Origin of the sequence: Crocosphaera chwakensis CCY0110, assembly GCF_000169335.1 — a bacterium.
Lineage (GTDB): Bacteria > Cyanobacteriota > Cyanobacteriia > Cyanobacteriales > Microcystaceae > Crocosphaera > Crocosphaera chwakensis.
In genome coordinates this window covers 1-24,854 of sequence record NZ_AAXW01000064.1, presented here as the reverse complement: position 1 = coordinate 24,854, position 24,854 = coordinate 1, and the positions used below count along the sequence as shown (strand labels likewise).

Genomic DNA, 24,854 nt, shown 5'->3' with positions numbered 1-24,854 from the left:
TCAACGAATAACTCAAGATATTAAATCATTTACCACAGTAACCCTTGATTTTTTGTTAGATATTCTGGATTCCATTTTGACATTATTTTCTTTTTCAGCTATTCTTTATACTATCTCTAAAGCACTAACTTGGGGACTATTGATTTATGCAATTTTTGGAACGGCAGTTGCCTTAATTGTTGGAAGTCGTTTAGTTAGTATTAACTATAATCAATTAAGATTAGAAGCTAACTTTCGTTATAGTATGGTGAGGGTAAGAGATAATGCAGAATCTATTGCGTTTTATCGAGGTGAGTCCCTAGAAAGAGGACAAGTTATTGATAGATTAATTTCAGCCATTAGAAACTTTGATCTCTTAATTATTTGGCAATCTGTTATTACTTTATTCCAATTAGGGTACAATTATTTTACTCGTTTAATTCCTTATATTATTATCGCTCCCTTGTACCTACAAGGAGAGTTAGATTTTGGAGCGATCGCTCAAGCGAGTGTAGCTTTCTCCCAAGTCTTAAGTGCGCTTTCTTTAATCACCAATCAAATTCAAAATATTACAGAATTTGCTGCGAGTATCAACCGTTTAGGGGAATTTTATGAATCCTTAGATCCCAAAGCGTTTAAAAAAGAAAAGGAACAAACCAGTTTTATTTATACCCACAAAGCGTCTGATGTTTCCCTTGAAAATGTTACTTTACATCCACCCAATTCTGAGAGAACTTTAATCCAAAATGTGTCCTTAAATGTGAGTCATGATAGCAATTTATTGATTATGGGAGCCAGTGGAACCGGGAAAAGTTCCTTATTAAGAGCGATCGCAGGATTATGGAATTCTGGGAACGGAATTATTTATCGTCCTGATGCCGAAGCTATCTTATTTTTACCCCAAAAACCATACATGATTTTAGGAACATTAAGGGAACAATTATTGTATCCTAATACGGGAAAAGAGATTACAGATGAAAAATTAAAGGATATATTAAAAACGGTCAATTTACCCAATTTATCAGATAGATTTGATTTTGAAGCCCAAGAAAATTGGGAAAATGTCTTATCATTGGGAGAACAACAAAGAGTGGCTTTTGCTAGAATTTTAGTGACGAAACCCCGTTATGCTATTTTAGATGAAGCTACCAGTGCATTAGATGTAAAAAATGAAGAAAGACTCTATCAAGAATTATCTCATATGGGGACAACTTATATTAGTGTGGGACATCGCCCAACCTTAAGTCAATACCATCAACAATTATTAGAAATATTGGATGAAGGAAACTGGCAACTTAAAAAAATTGAGAATTAATAATTAAACAAATTTATGTCTTTGAAAGCCATTTCTATCAAACCGAAAAATACTGAACCTAAACATTTGTTAATTATGTTACATGGGTGGGGGGCAAATGCTGAAGATTTAGCCGCTTTATCCTCCATGTTAACCCTTCCTAACTATCAATTACTATTTCCTAATGCCCCTTTTTCTCATCCACAAGTTCCTAGAGGACGTGCTTGGTATGCTTTAGAAACTGGGGAATATGAAGGGATAGAAGAAAGCCGTCAATTACTAAATGATTGGTTACTTTCTTTAGAAGAAAATACAGGTATTCCCCTATCTCGTACTATTTTAAGTGGGTTTTCTCAAGGGGGAGCAATGTCTCTTGATGTGGGAATTAATTTACCTTTAGCTGGTATTTGTAGTTTCAGTGGCTATTTACAGTTTCAACCGCAAAAGTTAACCTCTCTTATTCCACCTATTTTAATTATTCATGGGAAAAATGATATGGTTATTCCTGTGGAAATGGCGCAAAAAGCTAGGGATGAATTAACAACCATTGACGCTAAAGTTGAATACTATGAGTTTGCTATGGGTCATGAAATTTCAGCAGATGTTTTGCCTATTTTTGAGAAATTTGTTAAGGATAATACTCTATAAAAAATAATATTTTAGGGTGGATAAATAGAACAAGCATCATCACATTTTTATATACAAAAAGTAGCCATTAAACCGCCCGCTAGCGGACAAAAAGGGAATTATGAAGAAAATCTTAAGTCACGGCTTGGATCACATGAATAATGCTAGTAGCTGTTAGGGGACAATAGCCGATTAACTTGACTAAGGTATTTCTCTAACATATGATCCCTGAGTGCTATAGCTATGTAAATATTCTTGAGCAATTTGGTGATTAGACTGTTCAAATTCTTGAAGTAGTTGCTTTTCTTCTTCTTCAGAAAGAAGTTGATTGTCTAGTAAAAAATTAGGAATTCGTTCAATAATTTTTCTGATTTTATTTTGGGAATTCAACAAAGAATTTAAATATAAAACTCTACACTGCTCTTTCGATAATTTTAATTTACCTCTAGCTACTATATTTAAAGAATTAATGACTTTAATGACTTTTGGCGGAGGTGTTACATTTTTTATTTCTTTTTTTTTATCTTGAGATTCCTCTAATTTAACATCAACAATTGCTAAAAATTTATTAATCAAGTCATTTTTCAAATCTTTATTAAATAATCTAACAATTATATTTTCTTGACCAAAAGTTTCTTTCCAGGGTTTAAGTTTTTGATAATAGTTGCCTTCGTTCTTATATTTGGCTATATAATTTCTTATATCTCCCCAATAATGAGCGATTTTCACATCTTGACAGTAATATGATTTAAAATACTCATCTTGCTTTCTTAAAAAAACTATAATTTTTACTTCATAATTAGATAAATGTTTTCTAATCATCTCAATTTCTTTAATATTTAACCGATTAAAATGCTCTGAAGAAATAATAATTTTTTTACCTTTAAATTCTTCAATTTCTTTGATTACATCTTTCCATATTCCAGCATTCATCTCATACATTTCATTAGGTAAATAGCTTCTATTTTCCTTGATTAATTCTGAAGCTAAGTTATGATGAGCGTTAGGATATTTTTTAGTTCTACTAGATAAAGGATATAAAATTCCCTCTTTTAGAAGTATATTCATCTTTTTAGATAAAAAACTTTGGATAGAAGTTGTTCCAGTTTTAAAAGTACCAATATGAAGATAAATTAATGGTTGGTTTCTCATATAATTTGTTGAAATCATTTTAGCTTAATTACTTTAGAAATATACCACTAAATCCCGTTCAAAAACTTTTTCTTCTTCCATTTCTTCCCACTTTCCTATTCCTAATGCCCAGTTCCAAAACTTAACTGGTTGTTTCTAATATCATCATAGGAATACGGATGATGTTCGCCTCGCCAGTAAAATTGTACACCATAATCACCATCATTATCTTTGTGAATAGTGTATAAGCGATATAAGTAATCATATTCATGTTTTTAAAATTAAGTAAGGTGGGCAATGCCCACCCTACAAGTTACTCGGCGCCTTCTATGGGTGCAAACCCTTGACGCTGAATATTCTCACTAATATGACGGGGTTCGAGGAACTGTAATAAATAGTCCGGTCCTCCTGCTTTGGAACCCACACCAGACAACTTGAACCCACCAAAGGGTTGACGGGCAACGATCGCTCCGGTAATAGTACGATTAATGTACAAGTTACCCACTTCAAACTCTTTCTGGGCTTGTTCGATATGTTCGGGACTCCGAGAGTATAACCCACCAGTTAAGGCGTAGTCGGTTCCATTAGCCACTTCTAACGCTTCATCAAAGTTCTTCACTCGCATCACAGCAACCACTGGACCGAATATCTCTTCTTGGGCAATAGTGTGGTTAGGTAACACATCCCCAAAGATGGTGGGACCTACATAAAAACCGTTGTCAACCGCTTCCATTTGTAGGGCGAGGGTTGACTCTTGTTTTGCGGTTTCGATGTACTCTAGAATGCGTTTTTGTGCCGTTGCATCGATTACCGGACCGACTTGGGTAGAGGGTTCATCCGTTGGCCCCACATTCAAGGACTTGGTAGCATCCACAAACCGTTCTAAGAAAGCGTCGTAAACGGGGTCTAAAACGATGATACGGGAGGCTGCTGAACATTTTTGACCGCTATATCCAAAGGCAGAAAACACAGCCCCTGCAACCGCTTGATCCAGGTCTGCACTTTCATCGACAATAATAGCGTTTTTACCCCCCATCTCTGCGATTACCCGTTTCAGATGTTTTTGTCCGGGTTGTAAGATAGCTGCATCTGCATAGATGCGACATCCCACTTCCCTCGATCCCGTAAAGGCGATCAAATGTACGTCAGGATGGTTGACCATATAGGCCCCAACTTTTGACCCCTTACCAGGAACCAGTTGAAACACGCCTTTAGGAATACCAGCATCTACTAATATTTCGGCAATTTTAGCAGCGATAACGGTTGAGGTTTCGGCTGGCTTCAATAAGGTGCAATTTCCTGTCACTAATGCTGCTACTGTCATTCCAGTAGCGATCGCAAAGGGAAAATTCCACGGAGAAATAACTAAAGCGATACCTCTGGGTTGATAATGATAACGGTTGGTTTCCCCGGCTACATCGTAGTTATAACCCTTATCTAACCGTTCCATTTCATCAGCATAATACCGGCAAAAGTCGATCGCTTCGGATACTTCTGCGTCTGCTTGTTGCAATATTTTACCCACTTCTAGACAGATCCAAGCGCATAACTCATGACGGCGTTCTTCCATCAAATCGCCAGCTTTACGTAGTATTCTCGCTCTTTCTGTAGCTGGTGTTCTCTTCCACCCTGTAAATGCTTCTTTTGCTGCGTTTAATGCCTGTTCTGCTTGTTCAACAGAAATTAGGCCAATTTGTCCCACAACTTGCGAAGATTTAGAGGGATTCAAAGAGTCGATAATGACATCAGTTTGAACGTATTCCCCGTTAATTAAAGGTAAATAGGTTTTACCGAGACTATCTTTAACTTTAGCTAAAGCTTGCTGTGCTTTTTTCCGTAATACTTGCCTAGAATAATCGGTGTCCGCAGTATTAACAAAGTCTTCGTCTGTGTGTCTTGTCTTCTTCTCTTCAGAAACTACAGGGGGACTAATTAAATCTTCAATGGGTCTTTCTTCTAAATTTTGCCGTAAGAAAGAACTATTAGCGGTATTTTCTAATAAACGACGAATTAAATAGGCCATTCCTGGTAGTAAGTTTCCGTAGGGCGCATATACTCGCACACGATGTCCTGTTTTAACCAACGCTTTGGCTAACTGATCCCCCATTCCATATAATACCTGCATCTCGAAAGCGCGAGAGGGAACGTTTAAGGTTTCTGCAATGGCGATCGCCCTTGCTTGCGATCGCACGTTATGGGACCCAATAGCAGCGTATAAATATTGATGATTTTCCAATAATAATTGGGTCATCTCTTCATAATTAACATCTGTGGCGGCTTTTTGGTTATATACTGGTTGCGGCCAATGATTTTGTTCAGATTTAATCGTTTCTTGATCCCAGTAGGCCCCTTTTACTAATCTTATTGTAATGGGAGTTCCTCGCTGTTTTGCCCAAGCAATGAGATCCTGTAAGTCTTGTTTAGAGTCTCTTAAATATGCTTGTAACGTGACACCAATATCGCTACGGTTGCGGAACTCATCTTCTAACAATAATTCTTTCAAGATAGACAGAGTTAGGTCTTTGTAAACATATTGTTCCATATCGAAATGGATAGCCACCCCTAACTCTTTTGCGCGACGGAGAAGAATACGAATGCGATCGCAGACTTTTTCTTTACTTCCTTGGGGATCAATAGGGTCAAACTGGGAATAAAAAGCGGTCAATTTAACCGATACTTGAACCTTAGCTAACTTTTCACTTCCTGCTTGGTCTATTTGTGCTACATTTGACCATTTTTTCGACTGATCAGCTAATTTTTCCATCAAGTCGAGATAACTATCGAGATAAGCTTTGGCCTCACTTTCGGTGATAACTGCTTCCCCTAACAAGTCGATCGTAAACCCCATTTTCTCTTTTCGGAGTCTTTCGACGGTTTTAATAACTTGAGGAATCGTTTCGCCAGAAATATACTTGAATGCTAAAGTTTGCACCGCTTTACTAATGGTTTCGGCTGCTATTTTCGCCGGAAGGGAATTATAATCAGTAAAGTTAAGAATACCTTTCAACGCGCCTGGTAACTCTACCGACTCATCCCCTAAGTATTGTTGCAGATGGTGTGCTATTTCTGCATTACTTTGTAGCGCGGGTAAGGTATCGATAAAATGGAACAGTTGCACCCGTAAACCAGGGTTACTCATCGCAAAATCTAGTAGTTTATCATCCCAACGCATCTGATCGCCGATTTTTGACCATAATGAGCGTTTTTCACGGGTTTGGGCGATTAATTCTTTTGCTATTTCCTGGGTTCGTTGTTCGTAGGTTTTAGAATCTAGTTGTACTACCAAAATTTAATACTCTCCTATCATAGTGTGTGAGGCGCGTAGTAATTTTTAAGGCTAATGTTGAGTAAAAGTATTTAATTTTACTTTCTTCTTTGATTTTACCTTAGAGGTGACACCGACTAATAGGTAAGCTAATTTATACTTAACCCACCTTAAATAATATGGACTCAAAAATTGTGAATATTTGAGCTGTTTAATGAGAATTTTTTAACACAATAAGGAAACTCTATCATTACTTGATAATGAATAGGGGTAACTTAAAGTGCAAGATCAAACTTTACTGAAAATGATATTGAAGTCTGGCATGACTTACAGTCTAATCTATACTTTTTTAATATCATTAATTATATTTAACCCATTAGCGATGACAATAAACTTGGCGGCTAATGCAGGAGTTAATTATGCTCTTTCTAAACAAGCTAAAAAAAGTACAGAAAAATGGCATAAAATAGGACTCAGAACTTTTCAAGTTTTCAATAATGTTGTGTTAACATTTGTGGGCTGTGCGTTTGTTCTGGCTTTAGTAGCACCGAATTCATTGGAAACTAATTCTAATACGAATTCAGTAGAAAATTCTTCAGAAACGTCTGATACATCTACAGTTTCTTCTTCTTCCTCCTTAGAAGAAATAATAAGTGAACCATTGCCACCACCTGTTGAATTAAGTTCAGTGGAAAAGCAAACAGAAATAGAAAATTGGATGATAGCACAAGGATTTAATACTGTACAGATTGAGGATAGTTTTAAAGCTTGCTCAGTTGATAGTATTTATAATAGAATTGGCAAAGCGAGAGTATCTTATTTAGTGGATTGTTATACAATTATTGCTAAACAAAAAACTGAGAAAATGCGTCAAAAACAAGCAACTTCCCGCAGACAACAATACTCTAACTCTACTCAGCAATCTGAAACTGTTTACCGTGGTGGGAGGGGTAATGTATCAATTACAGGTCGTAAATGTATGTATGGGGTTCATCCTGCTACTGGCAAATGTTCCCGAAAAAATGGAAATAGCTATTAAATTATTTGCCAGTTTCAGTTTAATAATTGTTAGAATTACTAAACTGAAACTTTTTCAATGAGATAGAAGCTTAACTTATTATGGATGCTAATGTTTAAATAGTGAGTGTTATATTAGTCGAGAAGTAAGAGAAGAAATTGAAAATACGTTATTATTACCCTTTGCTGATTTGAATTATGATTAAACAGTGACACAATAATTAACTATTCCAAAATTGTTGTGTGATCGCTTCTATCGTTGCCTCAAAATTTGGTAAATCATTCTCGAGAATATCCCAAATTATATTAAGATTAACATTGAGATATTCATGAGCTAAACGATTACGTAGACCTCTAATTTCCTCCCATTTCATACCTGGATAAGCTTCTGTCCATTGAGACGGTAATTTATTCACAGATTCGCTCATTATTTCAAGATTTCTAATAACAGCATCTTGGGTTTTCAAATCCTCAAAAAATACTTGCTTTCCTTCAACAGTATAATCTTTAATTCTCGCCAAACAATCTCGAATATGAATTAAATAAATACGAGAATCTTTCATAATTTAATTGCCTCTTCAAGTACCTTATCACGGATAAACTCATGTAACGAATCATCCGTTGCTATATCAACTTTATGGTTTAATAAACCTTCTAACTCTAAAATTAACCCCATCGGAAACCAAGCAGTGGTTTTAGATAAATCATAATCAATCAAAAAATCGATATCACTATTTTCATCATCATCTTCCCTCGCAACAGACCCAAAAATACGCACATTGTATGCTCCGTGTTTGGCCGCAATCTTAAGAATTTCCTCTCGTTTTTCTGATAAAAATTGTTTAAGCTTCATAATTTGAACTGTTGTAAATTAGACTTATAAAGATAGCAGATGATATATTTTTTTAACTTTTTATCTCAAAAAGCTGTGTTAATGACAAATCTAATTGAGGAAATTGAGAGGATATGATTTTATCGTCTCTTGAAAACTCTCCTACTTCAATGTATATTTTATCTTTTAAGTTCAAGACTAATAAGGTTTTATTTTCAGGATCAATAATCCAATATTCAGGAATAGCGCAATCTTGATATTGCATCCGTTTAGCAATATAATCTCGATGTCGTTGTAATTCCCCAGGACTAACAATTTCTACTACTAATAAAGGAGGAGGCATAAACAAACGAATGGTATTACGTTTTGCTAATAAATTAATATGTTCTTCTCTAATTATGGTAAGGTCAGGATAACGGTTTCTCGGTTCCCCTCTTACTTCTAATTCTAATCCTTGACCTCGGATCTGACGATAATCAAGAAATTTAGAAAACTGCAAGATCAAAAAGATCCCAATTTGCACATTAATTCCTGATTCTGGAGCCATCTCAATTAATTTCCCATTAAATAATTCATACAATTTGTCTGTATCATCTTCGTAAGCTAAATAGTCCTCAAAGGTTTGAAATTTTGGTTTAGTTTCTAACATAATGATCAGTATTTGACTAAAGTTTTATTTTAATTATGTACAGTTTTAGAGTTGATTAGACAGCTATTATTAAACTGATTACAAGAAATTATATTATACTTGCTCTTAACCTATCCTTGATCAAAGTTAGTTTCTAGCATAAACTTGCTCCCATCAGAAAAAAATTAATAAAAATAAAAGATTTTAAGCTAATAATTGGTTCAAAATAAGCATTTTTTAAGGCTTTATTCTGCTAAACTTGATAGACTAGAGAAAGCCAGTAATAATAAATGATTCATGAGCAAATTTTGATAACTGTTCACTGGTAACTGGTAACTGTTCACTGATAGACATAAGTTAAGCATAAAATATGATTTCTGATACCCTTTTATCTGTCTCCCCACAACAACAGTTTAATGGTGCAACTATTCGCCCCATTGCAGCCTCAGAAATTCATGGAATTGCTTTCTATAACAATAAATTATATGCCTTAGATAATCGCAATGGTTATCTATTAGAAGTTGATCCCATTAGCCACAATACAAAAGTTATTAATAGTAATCACTGGGAAGAGTTTATCGGGGCGACAGGATTAGCGATCGCAGATAATACACTCTGGTTTACTTCTCGTTATAGTGTTTATTATTGTAACTTAGACGATCCTCACTTAAACTGTGAACTATTTGTTCGACTTTCTGATCCTGTTAACGGTGTCGCTATCTATAAATCAACGGTTTATATTTCCTCCCAAAAAACAGGAACCATCGCCGTTTTTAACCGAGAAAATTCCCAAGAAATTACCCGTTTATATTCCCCAGGAATTGGTATCGAAAATATCACTATCAAAGAAGAAGAATTGTGGATAAGTGATACCTTAGAACAAAGTGTTTATTGTTTAGATAGAGCAACAGGAAAACAAAAATTTAGTTTATTAACCCCCTTTGAATGTCCCACCGGCATCAGTTTTTATCATGATCCAAATACCGATCAAGACATTTTATATGTCTCTTATGTGAACAATGAACCCTACATTCGTGATAATCCTAACGCCGATCCTAACCATGAACTCCTCTATCGCATAGAAACCTTTATCCATCCTTTATATTTTCGCTACTATGCCGATGATCATTATGCTCTATCTAATGGTTATCTCATAGAAATGTCCTACGTTGAAGAGTTGGCCCCCCTTGATCCTATTGAACTGAAAAATTTAGAATGGCGTATTGCTCTACCGGCTCAAACTCATCGTCAAAAAGTTCACAAAGTTGAAGCAGTTGGTCTACCTTTCACGGAAATAGAAGAAAATGGTCAACGAGTGGCCGTGTTTAAATTTGATACCTTAACGGAGAATACTCGTTGTATTTTTGGCTGGAAAGCCTTAATTGAAGTATGTGGCATTAAATATAACTTAAGTCCCCGTAACTGCGAAACCCTTCCAGAAATGCCTCCAGACTACGGCGATCGCTATTTAGTGGATAATGATAATTTAGCAATGGATACGGATATCATACAACGGGCTGCAGTCGAAGCAGTGGGACGAGAAACCAACCTTCTCAGAAAAATTTATAGTATTCGTAATTACGTCTATGATCGCCTTTCCTATGGCATTAAACCCCATATTGATACCCCCGATATTGCCCTCAGACGGGGTGTAGGTTCATGTGGGGAATACGTCGGGGTGTTACTAGCTTTATTTCGTTTAAATGGCATTGCTTGTCGTACCGTCGGCCGTTACAAATGTCCGGCTTCGGCTTTAGTTCGTCAAATTCCTCTAAAACCTGATTATAATCATGTTTGGCTAGAGTTTTATATTCCTGGTATTGGTTGGTTGCCAATGGAATCTAACCCCGATGATATTTTTGAAGGCGGGCCTTATCCCACGCGGTTTTTTATGGGGTTAGCTTGGTATCATGCAGAAATGAGTAAAGGGGTTCCTTTTGAAAGATTAATGATTGACGGAACTGTTTTAAATAAACAACAGGTTTCTATTGGGAATTTAGCAATTAATCATGTACAGTTCACCATTTTAGAAGAATGTTCCCCCTCATAAACTGATCTGTTGTAAATGTTTTCGGGGTTCATAGGTACGACTATCACGAATTTTTTCGTAATAAGTCCGTTCGGTTTCACTAATATTTTGAGGTGTCTCAATGGTAATTTTCACAAATTGATCCCCTCTTCCTTTTTTCGGTGTTACCCACCCTTTCCCTTTCAACCGTAAAGACTGACCGGAACGAATTCCTGGGGGAACTTTAACCGTTACCATTCCATCAGGAGTAGGTACATCGATAGTGGTTCCTAAAACCGCTTCGTCGGGGGTAATAGGAACTTCGCACACTAAATTATCATCTTCAAACTTAAAAAAGTTGTGAGGAGTCAATTCTACATTAAGATATAAATCTCCTCTATTTTGACTATAGGGACTACTTCCTCCTTTACCCCGAACACGGATACGACTGCCATTTTTAGCCCCTGGTGGAATACGTACATCGATGATCTCGTTACCTAAATTTAGGCGTTTTTGTACCCCACGAAATGCCTCAGAAAACGTCAGTTTTAAGGTTGCTTCTCGGTTCGAGGCCGGCGCTTGATTACCAAAACCACCACCAAAATCATTAAAATTGCTACTATAACCTGCTCCTGGACTACTATAACTATAACTTCTCGCCCCTGCGCCTCCTGGAGTGGAGAAACGCCCTAATAATTCATTGATAAATTCTTCAAAATTACCATACTGACTGAAATCAAAGTTTCCCATATCTACGTTAGCACCGGCGGCACCTGGCCAAGTGCTTTGGCCTGCTTGTTTCCAATATTGACCAAACTGATCATATTTTTTCCGTTTTTCAGCATCAGACAATACTTCATAAGCTTCGCTGATCTCTTTGAAACGTTCTTCAGCTTGCTTATCATCAGGGTTTCTGTCAGGATGATATTTTACCGCTAATTTGCGGAAGGCTTTTTTGATCTCGTCTGCGCTGGCACTTTTGTCGATGCCTAATGTAGCATAGTAATCTTTGTAATCCATATCTCCTGTAGAATGATTCTTGAAAATATTGTCCTATATCTTAATGTTAATCGATAGAACACCTATCAGGTTTCCGTTCAAGGTAGGGAATGCCGAAATATAATTAGTAATTGCTAGTTAATAATTAATAACTAACGATTGTTGAGTTTAGGTTAAAAACTATTTTAAAAAATTGATTTTTTAATGGTACTTTTAATTAAGATGGGTTCGATCAGTTAAGATTTCATAGCCGTTTGCTGTTACTAATACTGTATGTTCAAACTGTGCTGATAAATTATTATCTACCGTGACTACAGTCCAGCGATCGCGTAATGTTTTGGTATATTTTGATCCCTGATTGACAATTGGTTCTATAGCTAAAGTCATGCCTTCTTTTAGTTTAATGTTGGGAATTTCTTGAGTACGATAATTAAAAACTGGGGGTTCTTCATGTAGGTTTTGTCCGACTCCATGACCAGTATAATCTTCTACCACAGAATAACCATATTGTTTAACAACATCTTCAATGGCTCCTGCAATATCTAATAAATAATTTCCTGCTTTTACCTGACTAATTCCTGCATATAAAGCCTCTTCTGCTGCCTGAATTAAGCGAGCAGTTTTAGAGGAAACTTTATCAACAGCAATAGTAATACAAGAATCCCCATGATATCCTTGATAATAGGCTCCCGTATCTACTTTTAAAACATCTCCTCGGCGAATTCTTCTTTTAGCATTAGGAATGCCATGAACCACCTCTTGATTAAGACTGGCACAAATTGATCCAGGAAAACCATAATAACCTTTAAAACTGGGTTTGGCTCCCATTTCTCTAATTCTTTGTTCTGCATAATTATCTAAATCTCCCGTAGTCATTCCTGGTTTAACCATTTCTTGAATTTCTTTGAGAACCGTAGCCACAATTAAAGAAGATTGACGCATAATTGTGATTTCTTCAGAAGATTTAATCTGTATTCCTCGACGACCTTTTCTTGTGGTAGGTAATCCAATTTGTTGCGGTTTTTTTACTGTTTTTTGGGTGTCTTTGTCTGGAGAAAAAAGATTAGTCAAAAAATTCATCTTTTAAAATGTTATGTTACAACGATCATTTTATCCTAAAACGATGAACTTCATGGCATTCGTTTGGCCTTAATCGCATCTATGCAATAATAACCGAATCAAAGACAAAATGGCTTTTTAATTCATAATCATTATGAGTGTGATTAGAAAAATTACTAAGGATTCATTTCAAAATTGTTCAAGGCTTCTGTTAAAATCTTGATGGCTTCTATCGTTTTGAGCAATGGCAGGAAATCGCGCAAGAATAGCAGTGGACGCTATGGGGGGAGATCATGCCCCTAACGAAATCGTCGCAGGGGCAATCCGAGCGTCTGAAGAGTTAGATGTGGATATTTTATTGGTGGGCGATCGCCCGACCATAGAAGCATCCCTACAAAATCATCAGCCGTCTCCCCATATAGAAATTGTAGACTCAGAAGGGGCGATCGAGATGCACGAAGGCATTAGCGAACTTCGGCGCAAACCCAAAGCCTCGATCAATGTGTCTATGGATTTAGTGAAGAAAAATCGAGCAGATGCAGTAGTATCAGCCGGTCACTCTGGGGCTGCCATGGGAGCAGCAACCCTAAGATTAGGTCGTCTTAAAGGCATTGATCGTCCCGCGATTGGAACTGTATTTCCGACCCTTTTAGCAGGAAAATCCGTGATCATTTTAGACGTGGGCGCGAATGTCGATTGTCGCCCCAAATATCTAGAACAATTTGCCCTCATGGGAACCATTTACAGTCAATATGTAATGGGGGTCAATGAGCCAAAAGTAGGACTTCTCAATATTGGGGAAGAATCGAGCAAAGGTAATGATTTAGCCTTAGCGACTTACCAACTCTTAGAAAATAACAAAATTATTCCTTTCATCGGTAATGCTGAAGGCCGAGACGTGCTTTCAGGTCGTTTTGATGTGATTGTGTGTGATGGGTTTGTAGGAAATGTTTTGTTAAAGTTTGCTGAAGCTGTGGGAGAAATCGTCCTACAAATTATGCGAGAAGAACTTCCTCAAGGGTGGCGAGGGGCTTTAGGAACAGCTATCCTCAAACCAAACCTGAAAAAACTAAAACAACGAATTGATCACGCCGAACATGGAGGAGCTTTATTATTAGGAGTGGCCGGTATTTGTATTATTAGTCATGGTAGCTCTAACGCTCCATCAATTTTTAATGCCGTTCGTCTAGCAAAAGAAGCAATCGATCATCAAGTGTTAGAACGAATTAAAGCCTCTCAAGAAAACCTGACCCCTGATAGTATTCAAACGTCGGTGGAAAAATAATGGGATAATGAGGCAACGAGAGATAAATAGGGATCTTTTTATCATCCTTATTACCTAACCAACATCACCAAAGATCAAAACAGGTAATGGAGATCGAGATCGTTATCAACTCTCATCGATTAGTTACGAACTATTAGGGGGAAAGGTTATTGAAACCAATAGGGGTAAGCATAATAGGTTGTGGTTCTGCTGCACCAAAACAGGTAGTGACCAACGACGATTTAAGTCTTTTGGTAGAAACATCCGATGAATGGATTCGCACCCGAACAGGAATCCGTAAACGACATTTGGCCACAGCTAACTCATCCTTGAGTGATCTCTCCGCTCAAGCAGCAAAAAGAGCGATCGCTATGGCCGGCCTGATCCCTGGGGATATAGATTTGATAATTTTAGCGACCTCTACCGCTGATGATCTGTTTGGTAGTGCAGCGAAAGTACAACATATTTTAGAAGCAAATAATGCAGTAGCTTTTGATTTAACGGCCGCTTGTTCAGGTTTTGTTTTTGGGCTAATCACTGCAGCCCAATATATTCGTACAGGAGTTTATCAAAATGTCTTAGTCATTGGGGCAGATATTCTTTCCCGTTGGGTTGATTGGTCAGATCGAACCACCTGCGTTCTGTTTGGAGATGGTGCTGGAGCCGTCGTTTGTCAAGGAATCCTGGACACAGATCATTTATTAGGTTTTGCCATGTACAGTGACGGTAAACAACACGATGCTTTAAACCTTGGCTATCAGGGTACAGATAAAGAATTAACGCAGGGTTTAACGGTTAATCAAGGCATCTATGAACCCATTACCATGAAAGGACGGGATGTTTATCGTTTTGCTGTAGAAAAGGTGCCAGAAGTCATAGAAAAGGCGCTGTTTAATGCTCAATTAACAACCGATGATATTGACTGTTTAATTCTACATCAAGCCAATCAAAGAATTATTGATGCAGTGGCTAAACGTCTTAAAATTCCTTCCCATAAAGTCATTGCTAATTTAGATGAGTACGGAAATACTTCAGCCGGTTCTATTCCTCTAGCTTTAGATGAAGCAGTCCGACAAGGAAAAATAAAATCAGGGGATGTTGTAGCAACGTCAGGGTTTGGTGCTGGTTTAACATGGGGCGCAGCCATTTTCCGTTGGGGTATTTAAACAAGAAAAAATTATTAAACTATTAATCAATCGGTTATTTATTATGAAAACAGCGTGGGTATTTCCAGGACAAGGATCACAAGCAATGGGGATGGGAGTCGATTTAGCAACAACTCCCATTGGCAAAGATCGCTTTGAAGAAGCAAAAGATATATTAGGGTGGTCCGTGTTAGATAAATGTCAAGGGGATGAAACAGAATTAGCTAAAACTTTATATACTCAACCTTGTTTATATGTGGTGGAAAGTCTGTTAATCGACTTATTAAAAGATAAAGGTCAAAAGGTAGATTTAGTGGCGGGTCATAGTTTAGGAGAATATTCTGCTTTATATGCTGCTGAAGTGTTTGAGTTTGCTACCGGTTTGACGTTAGTGAAACGTCGTGCTGAGTTGATGAGTGAGGCTGCTGGGGGTAAAATGGTGGCGTTGATGAAGTTTGATCGATCTCAATTAGAAGAGGCGATCGTAGCCATTCCTGATGTGGTTTTGGCTAACGACAACAGTGAGCAACAAGTAGTTATTTCCGGAACCCCTGAAGCAGTCGATCAACTCTGTTCTCAGGTGAAGACGAAACGTGCTATCCCTTTGAAGGTATCAGGAGCGTTCCATTCTCCGATGATGGCCGAAGCAGCAGACAAGTTTAAACAATTGTTAGAAGAGGCTAATTTTTCTGAGGCAAAAGTGCCTGTACTGTCTAATGTTGATCCTACCCCCACTATCTCAGCAACCATCTTAAAAGAACGTTTAACCCAACAAATGATCAGATCAGTGCGTTGGCGCGAGATTATGTTAGCTTTACCTCAACAGGAAATTACTAACGTTTTAGAAGTGGGTCCAGGTAAGGTATTAACGGGTTTAATTAAGCGCGCTTGTTCTGAGGTTGAGGTTAATAATGTGGGAAGTCTTAATGATTTTTAGCCTTCAATTTTGGTACAATTAAGATGCTATTCTTAACGGGATGTAGCGCAGCTTGGTAGCGCACTTCGTTCGGGACGAAGGGGCCGCTGGTTCGAATCCAGTCATCCCGATTTTTGAGGGTTTAGAGAGCTATTGAAGGTTTAGGGAGCAAGATGCTCCCATTCACAAATATATTGATTCATGGATAACAACTAAAATAATACGCTTGATCTTAACGGTTTAAAACCCGAATCAACATAGAATAGCATTAGAGATATTTAGACCAAGTGAAAAAGAGCAAGTTTGTGTATCTTCACAGGTAATGGCTGAATTATATCTGAACTTACCCCCATACAAATCTAGTACACGAAGCTAAAAAGCCTATCTATCAAGGGATATAGAGATTAGACTCCGACGCTGTACCCATGTAAATCGTAATATTTCTTAATGGACAGTAAGAAGGGAACTAAGCTAAAATAGTAGTCATGTATATAGAGCGTGTTCCTAACAGAAATTCCCCACCGGCTGTTCTTCTTCGCGAATCTTATAGAGAAGGAGATCAAGTCAGAAAAAGAACCCTGGCAAATTTATCAACATTGCCAGATGATGTTGTTGATAATATGAAACTGGTTTTAAAAGGGGCTAAAGTTTCAATGACTGAAACAATACCCGATAATTTTGAGGTAATTTCAAGCCGTCCACACGGTCATATAATGGTCATATTAGAGACGATTAAAAAGTTAGGTTTAGACAAAATTATTGCCAAAACTCCCTCTCGAACTAGAAACCTAGTTTTGGGGATGATAATTGCGAGAATTATCAATCCTAAATCTAAATTAGCCACAGCAAGAGGATTCCATGAGAAAACGTTTAGTAATAGTTTAGGAAAAGTTTTAAACTTAGAAAAGGCTGACGAAGACGAACTCTATGAAGCTTTGGATTGGTTAGTCAACAAACAAGAGAAAATTGAAAATAAATTAGCTGGTTTGCATTTAGATAATGGCTCATTAGTTTTATATGATGTTACCTCAACTTATTTGGAAGGAAAGAGCTGCGAATTAGGAAAATATGGATATAATCGAGATAAAAAGAAAGGGAAAACGCAAATAGTATTTGGACTACTCTGTGACCAGAATGGTTGTCCTATCGCTGTAGAGGTTTTTGAAGGAAATACTTCAGATACTAAGACACTAAAAAGTCAAATAGAAAAAGTTAGGAAAAGGTTTGGTGTTCATAACGTAGTATGGGTAACAGATAGAGGGATCTTAACGTCTTCAAATATTGAAGAATTAGTTAAACCAGTGGAAGGATTAGATTATATTAGTGGTTTAACTAAAGCAAGCATTAGAAAATTAGCAGAAGTAGAGTCAATTCAATTAGGATTATTTGATGAGGTGAATTTAGTTGAGTTTGAAAGTGAAGATTACCCACATGAAAGATTGATTGCTTGTCGAAACCCGTTGATAGCTGCTAAAAATCAGAAACAAAGAGAAGCATTATTACGAATAGTAGAAGAACAATTTGACTTGATTGTTAAAGCCACGAAAAGAGAAAAAAGAGCTTTGAAAGGAGCCGATAAAATAGCTTTAAGAGTTGGAAAAGTCTTAAACAAGTATAAAATTAATAAATACTATAATCTAAACATCACAGATTCAGAATTTACTTATGAGCGTAAACAAGAATTAATTGACCAAGAAATAGCTTTAGATGGGATTTATATTTTGAGAACTTCTGTAGATAAAACTTTGATGGATGGGTTTGAAGTGGTCAAAGCGTATAAAAGTTTATCTTCTGTAGAGGAAGCTTTCCGTTGTTATAAATCTATTGATTTAGCGGAAAATGCGGTCTTGGGGTTTCCCCAAGTAGAGCAATTTTCCAAGACAAAAGTGCGTCCTATTTATCATTATAAGGGAGACAGAGTAAAAGGGCATATTTTCTTATGTATGTTAGCTTATTACGTTGAATGGCATTTAAAACAAAAATTAGCTCCTTTATTATTTGAAGATGAAGAAATTGATGACAACTATCAAGATATCATCAAAGCTAGTCGTAGTGATTCTGCGGTTGCTAAAGATAGAAAAAAACGCACTGAAGATAACTTCCCAGTTCATAGCTTCCGCACCTTAATAGAAGATTTGGGAACAATTTGCTTAAATACAGTCGAGTGTACCTTAGAGAGTGGAAAATACGTTTTTGACAAAATAACTCGACCCACTGAACTGCAACAAAAAGCTTTAGATTTACTAGGTATTTCTTCAATTTGTACCCAGTAAAGACAGGTGGCTAATTCGGCGTATCCTTCACGCAGCATACGTTATGGCATTTTGTCAAAGGGGAAGTTCAGTTATATTACTATCTGACTAACTCTGCTATATTAGCGACTCCCTTGTCTCCACAAGAAGCTTTACACCGTATTAAGCGCATTTGTTAGATGTCTCATATTTATGTTTTATCAACACCTTTATGTTAAGTCATAATGTTAAAAGTATTTATACCTTAGATAACGTTTATAGCTTATTTGTTTTGCGACATTAATCTGTTAAATTGCGACATTTAATTAGTGAATGTACAGTATTCTTTCTAAGAATACAAACTAGCCACATATTCCCCGTAACCATTGTAAGGTAACGTCTCTTTTATTTCCCAAGATAATCCGGGACCTGTACTAATAAATTTTTCTGTTGCTTGGGACCATCGGGGATGAGGTTTGTTTGGGTTAACATTGGCTTCAAAACCGTATTCATTGGGGTCAATGGTGTTCCAATAAGTAGCTGGTTGTTCTTGTAAAAATTCAATTTTAACAATAGATTTTGCTCCTTTGAATCCATATTTCCAAGGAATAACCATCCGTAAAGGTGCGCCATGTTGTTTGGGTAAATCATGTCCATAAATTCCTACAGCAAAAAAGGCCAAATCATTAGCCATTTCTTCGATTCTTAATCCTTCTTTATAAGGCCAGGGTAAATACCCTAAGTGAAAACTAGGCCCAGTGGTAATATCTTTATCATAAAAGGAGGTAAAACGGACATATTTTGCCTCGCTTTTGGGGTTTACTGCTTCTATTAATTTTTTCATGGGAAAGCCAACCCAAGGTAATACCATCGACCAAGCTTCTACACAACGAAAACGATAGATTCTTTCTTCTAAGGGAAATTTCTTTTTTAAATCATCTATATCGTAAGTTTTGGGATTATTAACTAATCCTGTAACTTCAACTTTCCAATTTTCTGTGGGTAAATTTTGAGCGTTTAACCAAATCTTTTTGGTTCCTCCAAATTCATAAAAATTGTTATATTGTCCTGCCAAAATTTGTTTGGTCATAGGACGATCTACTTGATTGAATTTAGGTGAGGTTTTAACCCCTGGAATTTTAGGCTGTTGCAAGGTGGCTTCTAATGCGGTTTGAGAGGCTGATTTTTGGCATCCTGAAAGGGGAACTAAACTGCCGGCAATGCTTGCCCCGATTACACCTTTTAAGAAGCGTCTACGGTTAAAATAAACGGTTTCGGGAGTGATTTTATTCTCTGAAATAGACCAAGCAGGAGGAATACGAATTAAAGACATAACCAAAAAAATAGATTTAGAAAAAAACAAAAAAAAGAATATTTACTTCTTTCTACCATACCATAATAATAAGTTATAAATTCAAGGCTTTTAACTGTGCTTTTGCTTTTTGTAAGGACTCAAACCATTCTTTTTCTGGATCACTATCAGCTACAATTCCAGCACCGACTTGTCCCCAAACACTAGATAAATTCGGGGATAAAGGAGTATATAATAAGGTACGAATTAATATATTTAAGTCTAGATTTCCTCGATAATCTAAATAACCACAAGAACCATAAAATAAATTGCGTTTAACAGGTTCTAGTTCTTCAATAATTTCTAAACATCTCACTTTTGGGCATCCTGTGATAGTTCCCCCAGGAAATAAGGCTTTGATCAGATCAATCGATGTTTTACCTTGATGTAATTTACCTTTAATATTACTAACTAAGTGAATAACATGACTATATCTTTCAATAGTTAATAATTCATCTACTTCTACTGAACCCCATTGACATACTTTGCCTAAGTCGTTACGCTCTAAATCGACTAACATGATATGTTCTGCCTTTTCTTTAATATCAGAAGACAGTTCCATTAACATCGCTGTTTCTTGTGTAAAATTCTTGCCACGGGGACGGGTTCCTGCAATGGGACGAGTTTGAGCAATATTATTATTTAAACTCACTAATCTTTCAGGGGAACAACTAATCATATCTCCCCAAGGCGATCGCCAATAACTAGCGAAGGGAGAGGGATTAATTTGTTGTAATTTTTTATATAATCGCCAACTGGTTAATGGGGTCGTAGTTTGAAATCTTAAGGATAGATTGGATTGAAAAATATCCCCTGCTTGAATATATTTTTTAGCTTGACGAACGGCGTTTTCATATTCTTGTTGTTCGGTATAAAAAGATAAGTGAGAGGGGGAAGCTTTCAGAGGGTAAGGAAGAGAATAGGGTTTTGTTTCTAATTTAGATTGTAAGTTATCTAACCCTTTAAAACTATGACTGCCTAACCATAATTTTTGTTCGAGATGATCTAAAATAGCAAAGGATTCAGGTTCATACCAATAGGCAATCGGAAAAGGCAGGGTATCATGATTATAATGCGGTAAAGATTCGATTTCCCAGGCTAAATCATAGCCTAACCATCCTAACCATCCTCCGGCAAAGGGAAGATGATCAGGACTTGACAAATTACCGTTTGTTTGTGTTAATAATTTCTGTAAAAATGGTAAAATATTTCCTACTTTGGGAGTCCATAATTGACTTTTATCATTAATAATTCGGGGTTCCCCTGCACAAATGGAATAACGAGATAAATAAGGATAGTCAGAAGGAGTTGGAAAAGGACTTTCTAATAAAGTTGCAATGTTAGCATTAGAAGCATATAACCTCTCAAAAACTTCTAACCCTGTTAACTTTTTTAAGGGAAGCGATCGCCAATGCCAAGATAATAAATGAGTCATACTAAGTTATAACTAAATTGTCTGGTGACTATCCTTTATCATTACCACATACAAACTATTATTATGCCTGATTCTCATACTCACCACCATCACCATCATCCCCCTGCTTCTAACTATACTCGCGCCTTTATTATTGGGACGGTTTTAAATGTTGTCTTTGTTATTATCGAGTTTGCTTTTGGGTTTTGGACCGGGTCTCTTTCCCTGTTAGCTGATGCCGGTCATAATCTCAGTGATGTTTTTGGGTTATTGGTTGCTTGGGTGGGCAACTTTTTAGCCCAGCGTCCTCCGACAAAACGTTACACTTATGGCTTACGTCGTTCTTCTATTTTAGCTGCTTTATTAAATGCTTTAACCCTATTATTAGTCATGGGAGGTATTGCTTGGGAGGCCATTTCCCGATTATTTAATCCTACCCCTATTCCTGGTATGACAATTATGATGGTTGCTTTAGTGGGAGTCATTATTAATACCATCACGGCCTTATTATTTATGTCAGGACGGGATCAAGATTTAAACATCCGTGGGGCATTTTTACATATGTCTGCTGATGCTTTAATCTCTTTGGGGGTTGTGTTGACGGGTGTCGCTATTCTATTAACTGGTTGGTTATGGTTTGATCCTGTGGTTAGTTTAGTGATTGTTGTTGTCATTGTCATCGGAACTTGGCAACTATTGAAAGACTCGGTTAATTTAGCTTTAGATGCGGTTCCTGTTGCTATTGAACCCCAAGCAGTTAGAACTTATTTAACAGAACTTCCTGGGGTTGATCATATTCACGATCTTCATATCTGGGCGATGAGTACCCGTGAAACAGCCTTAACGGTACATTTAGTCATGCCGAATGGCTTTCCAGGGGATAACTTTTTAACAGAAACCTCTCAACAATTATATGATTTGTTTGGCATTGAACATCCTACATTACAAATAGAAACCGGTGATCCAAACTATCCATGTCATCTAGCATCAGAGCATAAAATTTGAAGGGTAATTTAATCAAAAATTATTATATATTAAAAAATATTATTGTTAACTTAGTCTTTAGTATAAACCGAGTTGTTAGGTAAATTTTATAGTTTTTATGTTTAATCTTTTGTTATCTGAACTGTTTAGTACCGTAAAAAGGTTGAGAGAAATTGAGATGAAGATAAGAAATAGTAATGAATATCAAAAACCCAAAAGTTAAATAAATTGTTACAATAAATTAACCGATTTTCCTGGCGGTAATTTTTTTATGCAAATAAGTTGGCAAATGATCAAAAAATTGGGTTTAGGGGCTATTCCTATTCTCAAACTAAGAGAATCATTATTAGAAGAATCTCAACTAACACAAAATTACTTAGTTCTTAGTCTAGGATCTTGTTTACTAGCAACCTTTGGGTTAATTATTAATAGTGCTGCTGTTATCATTGGGGCGATGATTATTGCCCCTTTGATGTTACCGTTAAGGGGATTTGCTTTTGCTACTTTAGAAGGAGATATTGAGTTATTACGCCGTAGTTTCATTTCGGTTATTTTTGCTACTTTTTTATCTATTTTTTGTTCGGGAATCGTGGGACTCATTATTTCTTTACCCGAATTTGGGGGAGAAATTTTATCGAGAACTCAACCGACATTAATTGATTTATTAATCGCCATTGTAGCTGGGGGAATTAGTGGTTATGCCAAGATTCGTCCTTCTGTGGGGGATGCTATTCCAGGAACGGCGATCGCTGTCGCTTTGATGCCTCCTATTTGCGTTTTTGGTTTAGCTTTATCCCAAGGAGAATGGCGAATTGCTTCTGGTGCTGGCCTATTATATTGTACTAATTTAATCGGCATTAATTTAGCTTGTATTATTATCTATTTTTTAGGAGGATATGCGAGAAGTAATGAGTTTGCTAGAACTTATCCTGGGGTGTTCAGTATTTTGATTATTTTCTTAGCTGTGCCATTGGGTATTAGCTTTTGGCAATTAATTAGTAAAGCAAAAATTCATGATTCTATTCAAAAAATTTTAGTTACTCGTTCTTTAGTCAATCGACCTGATATTAATGTCTTTCAAGTTCGAGTAAACTGGAATAAAAAACCTCCTGTGGTTATTGTTAAAGCTAGAGCATCTAATCCCATTGAACCAGAAGTAGTAGAAATTGTTGAAAATCGTTTAAAACGGGAATTAGAAAATCCTTATAAAGTAATTTTTGAAGTGACACCAACTAGCGTGATTGATTCATCAGATGAAGAATAAGTGAGTACACAAAATAAATTACATAGTTGAGAAAGGGAACAGGGAACAGAAAAGAGATACAGGCATTTCCAATTCTTACTATTTTACTCAAACCATTCCAGTAACACATCAATATTATTTTTCATGTATAATTTTCGGAAAAATATTGACTCACAAAAAAAAGTATAAAAAATATTAATCAATTTTTAGTTGATATCTTCCCCTCCTACATTTATCTTTAAAACAGCAAAGTTTGGATGACACAAATATGACAATATTTAATGGTTCTTTATCCTTATCCTGTAGCTATAAAGCTTGGAACTTAGGAGTTGCCTTGTTATACCCTTTTCATTAACTTAGACTACAGATGTTTATGTTGTAGGGGTCAACGGCCGTTGACCCCTACTTGAATGTGTAGCCAGACTTTTTGAAATTGGTATTAGCTGGTGTTACTGTTTTTAGTTCAGTTAATTCAGCCAATGCTGCTACTATATTATCCACTGATTTTGATGGACGGACTGTTTCAGGTGCGACTGCTTCAAACTTGAATTGGATAACTAATGGGGTTAGTGATCCTGGCAATTTAACAGCTGATTTTAACTTATTTAATACTGCTGCTACACAAGACCTGTTTGCCGTTCAACGAAATCTTCACACTCAAGGTCCTTGGACCGTTGATATTACTGTAGCAGTTGGATCTCAAGCGATAGAATTAGATACAATTAGTCTGGATGCCCTTATTTTTAGCGGTGTAGGGACTTCGCAAATTAATTCACGGGACTTTGACTTAACTATTGATCTATTAGATAGTACCAAAACTACTACATTAGCGACGGATAGTGTCATTGATCTATTTCCTAACTCTAACACTCTTCTTAATCCTTCTCCTGTTCCATTTGTCTTCGATTTTACTGGCAATACACTCCAAGCTAATACAACCTTCTTTTTTCGTCTAACTGCTTCTGGCCAAGGTAGTTCTGGTCTAGTCGGTAATAATAGTGGGATTGATAACTTCGTTGTAACAGGTACTTTTGTTTCTCAACCTGTTCCTGAACCTTTAACCCTGTTAGGTGCTGGTGCTGCTCTTGGTTTTGGTAGTGCTTTCAAACGTAAACTTACTCAAAAGAAAACTAACAAAGCCTAGTTTTTTTCACTTAATAATTAAATTGATTTAATGTGTGTGAGGACATGATATAAGTTCATGTTCTTTTTATTATTGGCTGGCTTCTCAAAACTGAGTTTTAATATCTCTTGATTGATGTAGGATTCTGACAATTTCTATCCCATCTTTGATATGAGTATAAAAAATAATATAGGGCTTAATAGGAAAACTTCTAACTCCTATTGATACATCATCGCGGTTTCTCCCCATGTCAGGGAATCGAGAGAGCATAGGAAATTTATCTAGAATTTGACCAATTTTTTGATCTGCTAAAAGTTCATTTGTTTGAGCTAAATAAAACCAAA

General features: G+C 36.5%; 21 protein-coding genes, 1 tRNA gene and 1 pseudogene. 13 read left to right on the top strand and 10 right to left on the bottom strand.

Translation table 11 applies throughout. The features are described from left to right. Both CY0110_RS23400 and CY0110_RS23395 read left to right on the top strand, forming a co-directional pair. The coding region (locus CY0110_RS23400; RefSeq protein ID WP_008278067.1) for an ABC transporter ATP-binding protein/permease at window positions 1-1,294 on the top strand (1,294 nt) is incomplete at its 5' end. Between the two features lie 15 nt (window positions 1,295-1,309). Next, entirely contained in the window at window positions 1,310-1,921 is a 612-nt protein-coding gene (locus CY0110_RS23395; RefSeq protein ID WP_008278066.1) for an alpha/beta hydrolase, read from the top strand. Window positions 1,922-2,101: 180 nt separating this feature from the next. Here the strand turns inward: CY0110_RS23395 and CY0110_RS23390 are convergent, their stop codons facing one another. Together CY0110_RS23390 and pruA are read right to left on the bottom strand one after the other, a co-directional pair. After that, entirely contained in the window at window positions 2,102-3,070 is a 969-nt protein-coding gene (locus CY0110_RS23390) for a hypothetical protein (RefSeq protein WP_008278065.1), read from the bottom strand. 274 nt (window positions 3,071-3,344) lie between these two features. Further along, a complete protein-coding gene (gene pruA, locus CY0110_RS23385) occupies window positions 3,345-6,317 on the bottom strand; it encodes an L-glutamate gamma-semialdehyde dehydrogenase (protein ID WP_008278064.1) in 2,973 nt (990 codons plus the stop codon). Between the two features lie 259 nt (window positions 6,318-6,576). Here pruA and CY0110_RS23380 point away from each other — a divergent pair, with 259 nt between their 5' ends. Further along, entirely contained in the window at window positions 6,577-7,335 is a 759-nt protein-coding gene (locus CY0110_RS23380; RefSeq protein ID WP_008278063.1) for a hypothetical protein, read from the top strand. Between the two features lie 97 nt (window positions 7,336-7,432). Next, window positions 7,433-7,519: pseudogene (locus CY0110_RS31675) on the top strand (hypothetical protein); the annotation flags it as partial. Between the two features lie 15 nt (window positions 7,520-7,534). Here CY0110_RS31675 and CY0110_RS23375 read toward each other — a convergent pair. From CY0110_RS23375 to CY0110_RS23365, 3 genes are read right to left on the bottom strand one after another with little or no spacing between them, the layout of a single operon-like run. Next, on the bottom strand, window positions 7,535-7,876 hold the full coding sequence (locus CY0110_RS23375; protein ID WP_008278062.1) for a HepT-like ribonuclease domain-containing protein: 342 nt from the start codon (window positions 7,874-7,876) through the stop codon (window positions 7,535-7,537). Then, window positions 7,873-8,166, bottom strand: a complete 294-nt coding sequence (locus CY0110_RS23370; RefSeq protein ID WP_008278061.1) for a nucleotidyltransferase family protein — start codon at window positions 8,164-8,166, stop codon at window positions 7,873-7,875. Before CY0110_RS23370 ends, CY0110_RS23375 begins: the two co-directional genes overlap by 4 nt. 52 nt (window positions 8,167-8,218) lie before the next feature. Further along, window positions 8,219-8,794, bottom strand: a complete 576-nt coding sequence (locus CY0110_RS23365) for a Uma2 family endonuclease (RefSeq protein WP_008278060.1) — start codon at window positions 8,792-8,794, stop codon at window positions 8,219-8,221. A 349-nt stretch (window positions 8,795-9,143) separates the two neighbouring features. On the opposite strand from CY0110_RS23365, the gene CY0110_RS23360 reads away from it, so the two are divergent. Then, window positions 9,144-10,823: a transglutaminase-like domain-containing protein gene (locus CY0110_RS23360; RefSeq protein ID WP_008278059.1), complete on the top strand. Its 1,680-nt coding sequence runs from the start codon at window positions 9,144-9,146 to the stop codon at window positions 10,821-10,823. On the opposite strand, the gene CY0110_RS23355 is transcribed toward CY0110_RS23360, so the two are convergent. Beyond that, on the bottom strand, window positions 10,818-11,801 hold the full coding sequence (locus CY0110_RS23355; RefSeq protein WP_008278058.1) for a DnaJ C-terminal domain-containing protein: 984 nt from the start codon (window positions 11,799-11,801) through the stop codon (window positions 10,818-10,820). The two genes, CY0110_RS23360 and CY0110_RS23355, sit on opposite strands and share 6 nt — an antisense overlap. A gap of 192 nt (window positions 11,802-11,993) precedes the next feature. Continuing rightward, complete coding sequence (gene map / locus CY0110_RS23350) at window positions 11,994-12,860, bottom strand: type I methionyl aminopeptidase (RefSeq protein WP_008278057.1); 867 nt, start codon at window positions 12,858-12,860, stop codon at window positions 11,994-11,996. A 223-nt stretch (window positions 12,861-13,083) separates the two neighbouring features. Between map and plsX the strand changes: the two genes are divergently transcribed. The 5 genes from plsX to CY0110_RS23325 all read left to right on the top strand — a co-directional run bounded on the left by plsX (window position 13,084) and on the right by CY0110_RS23325 (window position 18,437). Further along, window positions 13,084-14,124 carry a phosphate acyltransferase PlsX gene (gene plsX / locus CY0110_RS23345; protein ID WP_035800458.1) on the top strand — a complete coding sequence of 347 codons (1,041 nt, stop codon included), beginning with the start codon at window positions 13,084-13,086 and terminating at the stop codon, window positions 14,122-14,124. A 149-nt stretch (window positions 14,125-14,273) separates the two neighbouring features. After that, complete coding sequence (locus tag CY0110_RS23340; RefSeq protein WP_008278055.1) at window positions 14,274-15,269, top strand: beta-ketoacyl-ACP synthase III; 996 nt, start codon at window positions 14,274-14,276, stop codon at window positions 15,267-15,269. Window positions 15,270-15,312: 43 nt separating this feature from the next. Next, on the top strand, window positions 15,313-16,185 hold the full coding sequence (gene fabD, locus CY0110_RS23335) for an ACP S-malonyltransferase (RefSeq protein ID WP_008278054.1): 873 nt from the start codon (window positions 15,313-15,315) through the stop codon (window positions 16,183-16,185). 36 nt (window positions 16,186-16,221) lie between these two features. Beyond that, a tRNA-Pro gene (locus CY0110_RS23330) sits at window positions 16,222-16,295 on the top strand. A gap of 354 nt (window positions 16,296-16,649) precedes the next feature. Then, window positions 16,650-18,437, top strand: coding sequence for an IS1634 family transposase (locus tag CY0110_RS23325; protein ID WP_008275778.1), 1,788 nt, complete (start codon window positions 16,650-16,652; stop codon window positions 18,435-18,437). A 307-nt stretch (window positions 18,438-18,744) separates the two neighbouring features. Here CY0110_RS23325 and msrP read toward each other — a convergent pair whose 3' ends face one another. Both msrP and CY0110_RS23315 read right to left on the bottom strand, forming a co-directional pair. After that, complete coding sequence (msrP, locus tag CY0110_RS23320; protein ID WP_008278053.1) at window positions 18,745-19,728, bottom strand: protein-methionine-sulfoxide reductase catalytic subunit MsrP; 984 nt, start codon at window positions 19,726-19,728, stop codon at window positions 18,745-18,747. A gap of 73 nt (window positions 19,729-19,801) precedes the next feature. Beyond that, window positions 19,802-21,181, bottom strand: coding sequence for an anthranilate synthase component I (locus CY0110_RS23315; RefSeq protein ID WP_008278052.1), 1,380 nt, complete (start codon window positions 21,179-21,181; stop codon window positions 19,802-19,804). A gap of 63 nt (window positions 21,182-21,244) precedes the next feature. Here CY0110_RS23315 and CY0110_RS23310 point away from each other — a divergent pair, with 63 nt between their 5' ends. The 3 genes from CY0110_RS23310 (at window position 21,245) to CY0110_RS31160 (ending at window position 24,531) form a co-directional block, all read left to right on the top strand. Next, window positions 21,245-22,165, top strand: coding sequence for a cation diffusion facilitator family transporter (locus CY0110_RS23310; protein ID WP_008278051.1), 921 nt, complete (start codon window positions 21,245-21,247; stop codon window positions 22,163-22,165). Between the two features lie 250 nt (window positions 22,166-22,415). Beyond that, complete coding sequence (locus tag CY0110_RS23305; protein WP_008278050.1) at window positions 22,416-23,408, top strand: TIGR00341 family protein; 993 nt, start codon at window positions 22,416-22,418, stop codon at window positions 23,406-23,408. Between the two features lie 406 nt (window positions 23,409-23,814). Next, window positions 23,815-24,531, top strand: a complete 717-nt coding sequence (locus CY0110_RS31160) for a PEP-CTERM sorting domain-containing protein (protein ID WP_008278049.1) — start codon at window positions 23,815-23,817, stop codon at window positions 24,529-24,531. Window positions 24,532-24,615: 84 nt separating this feature from the next. Here CY0110_RS31160 and CY0110_RS23295 read toward each other — a convergent pair. Then, window positions 24,616-24,854, bottom strand: a 239-nt coding sequence (locus CY0110_RS23295) for a type II toxin-antitoxin system RelE/ParE family toxin (RefSeq protein WP_008278048.1), incomplete at its 5' end; no start/stop codon positions are given.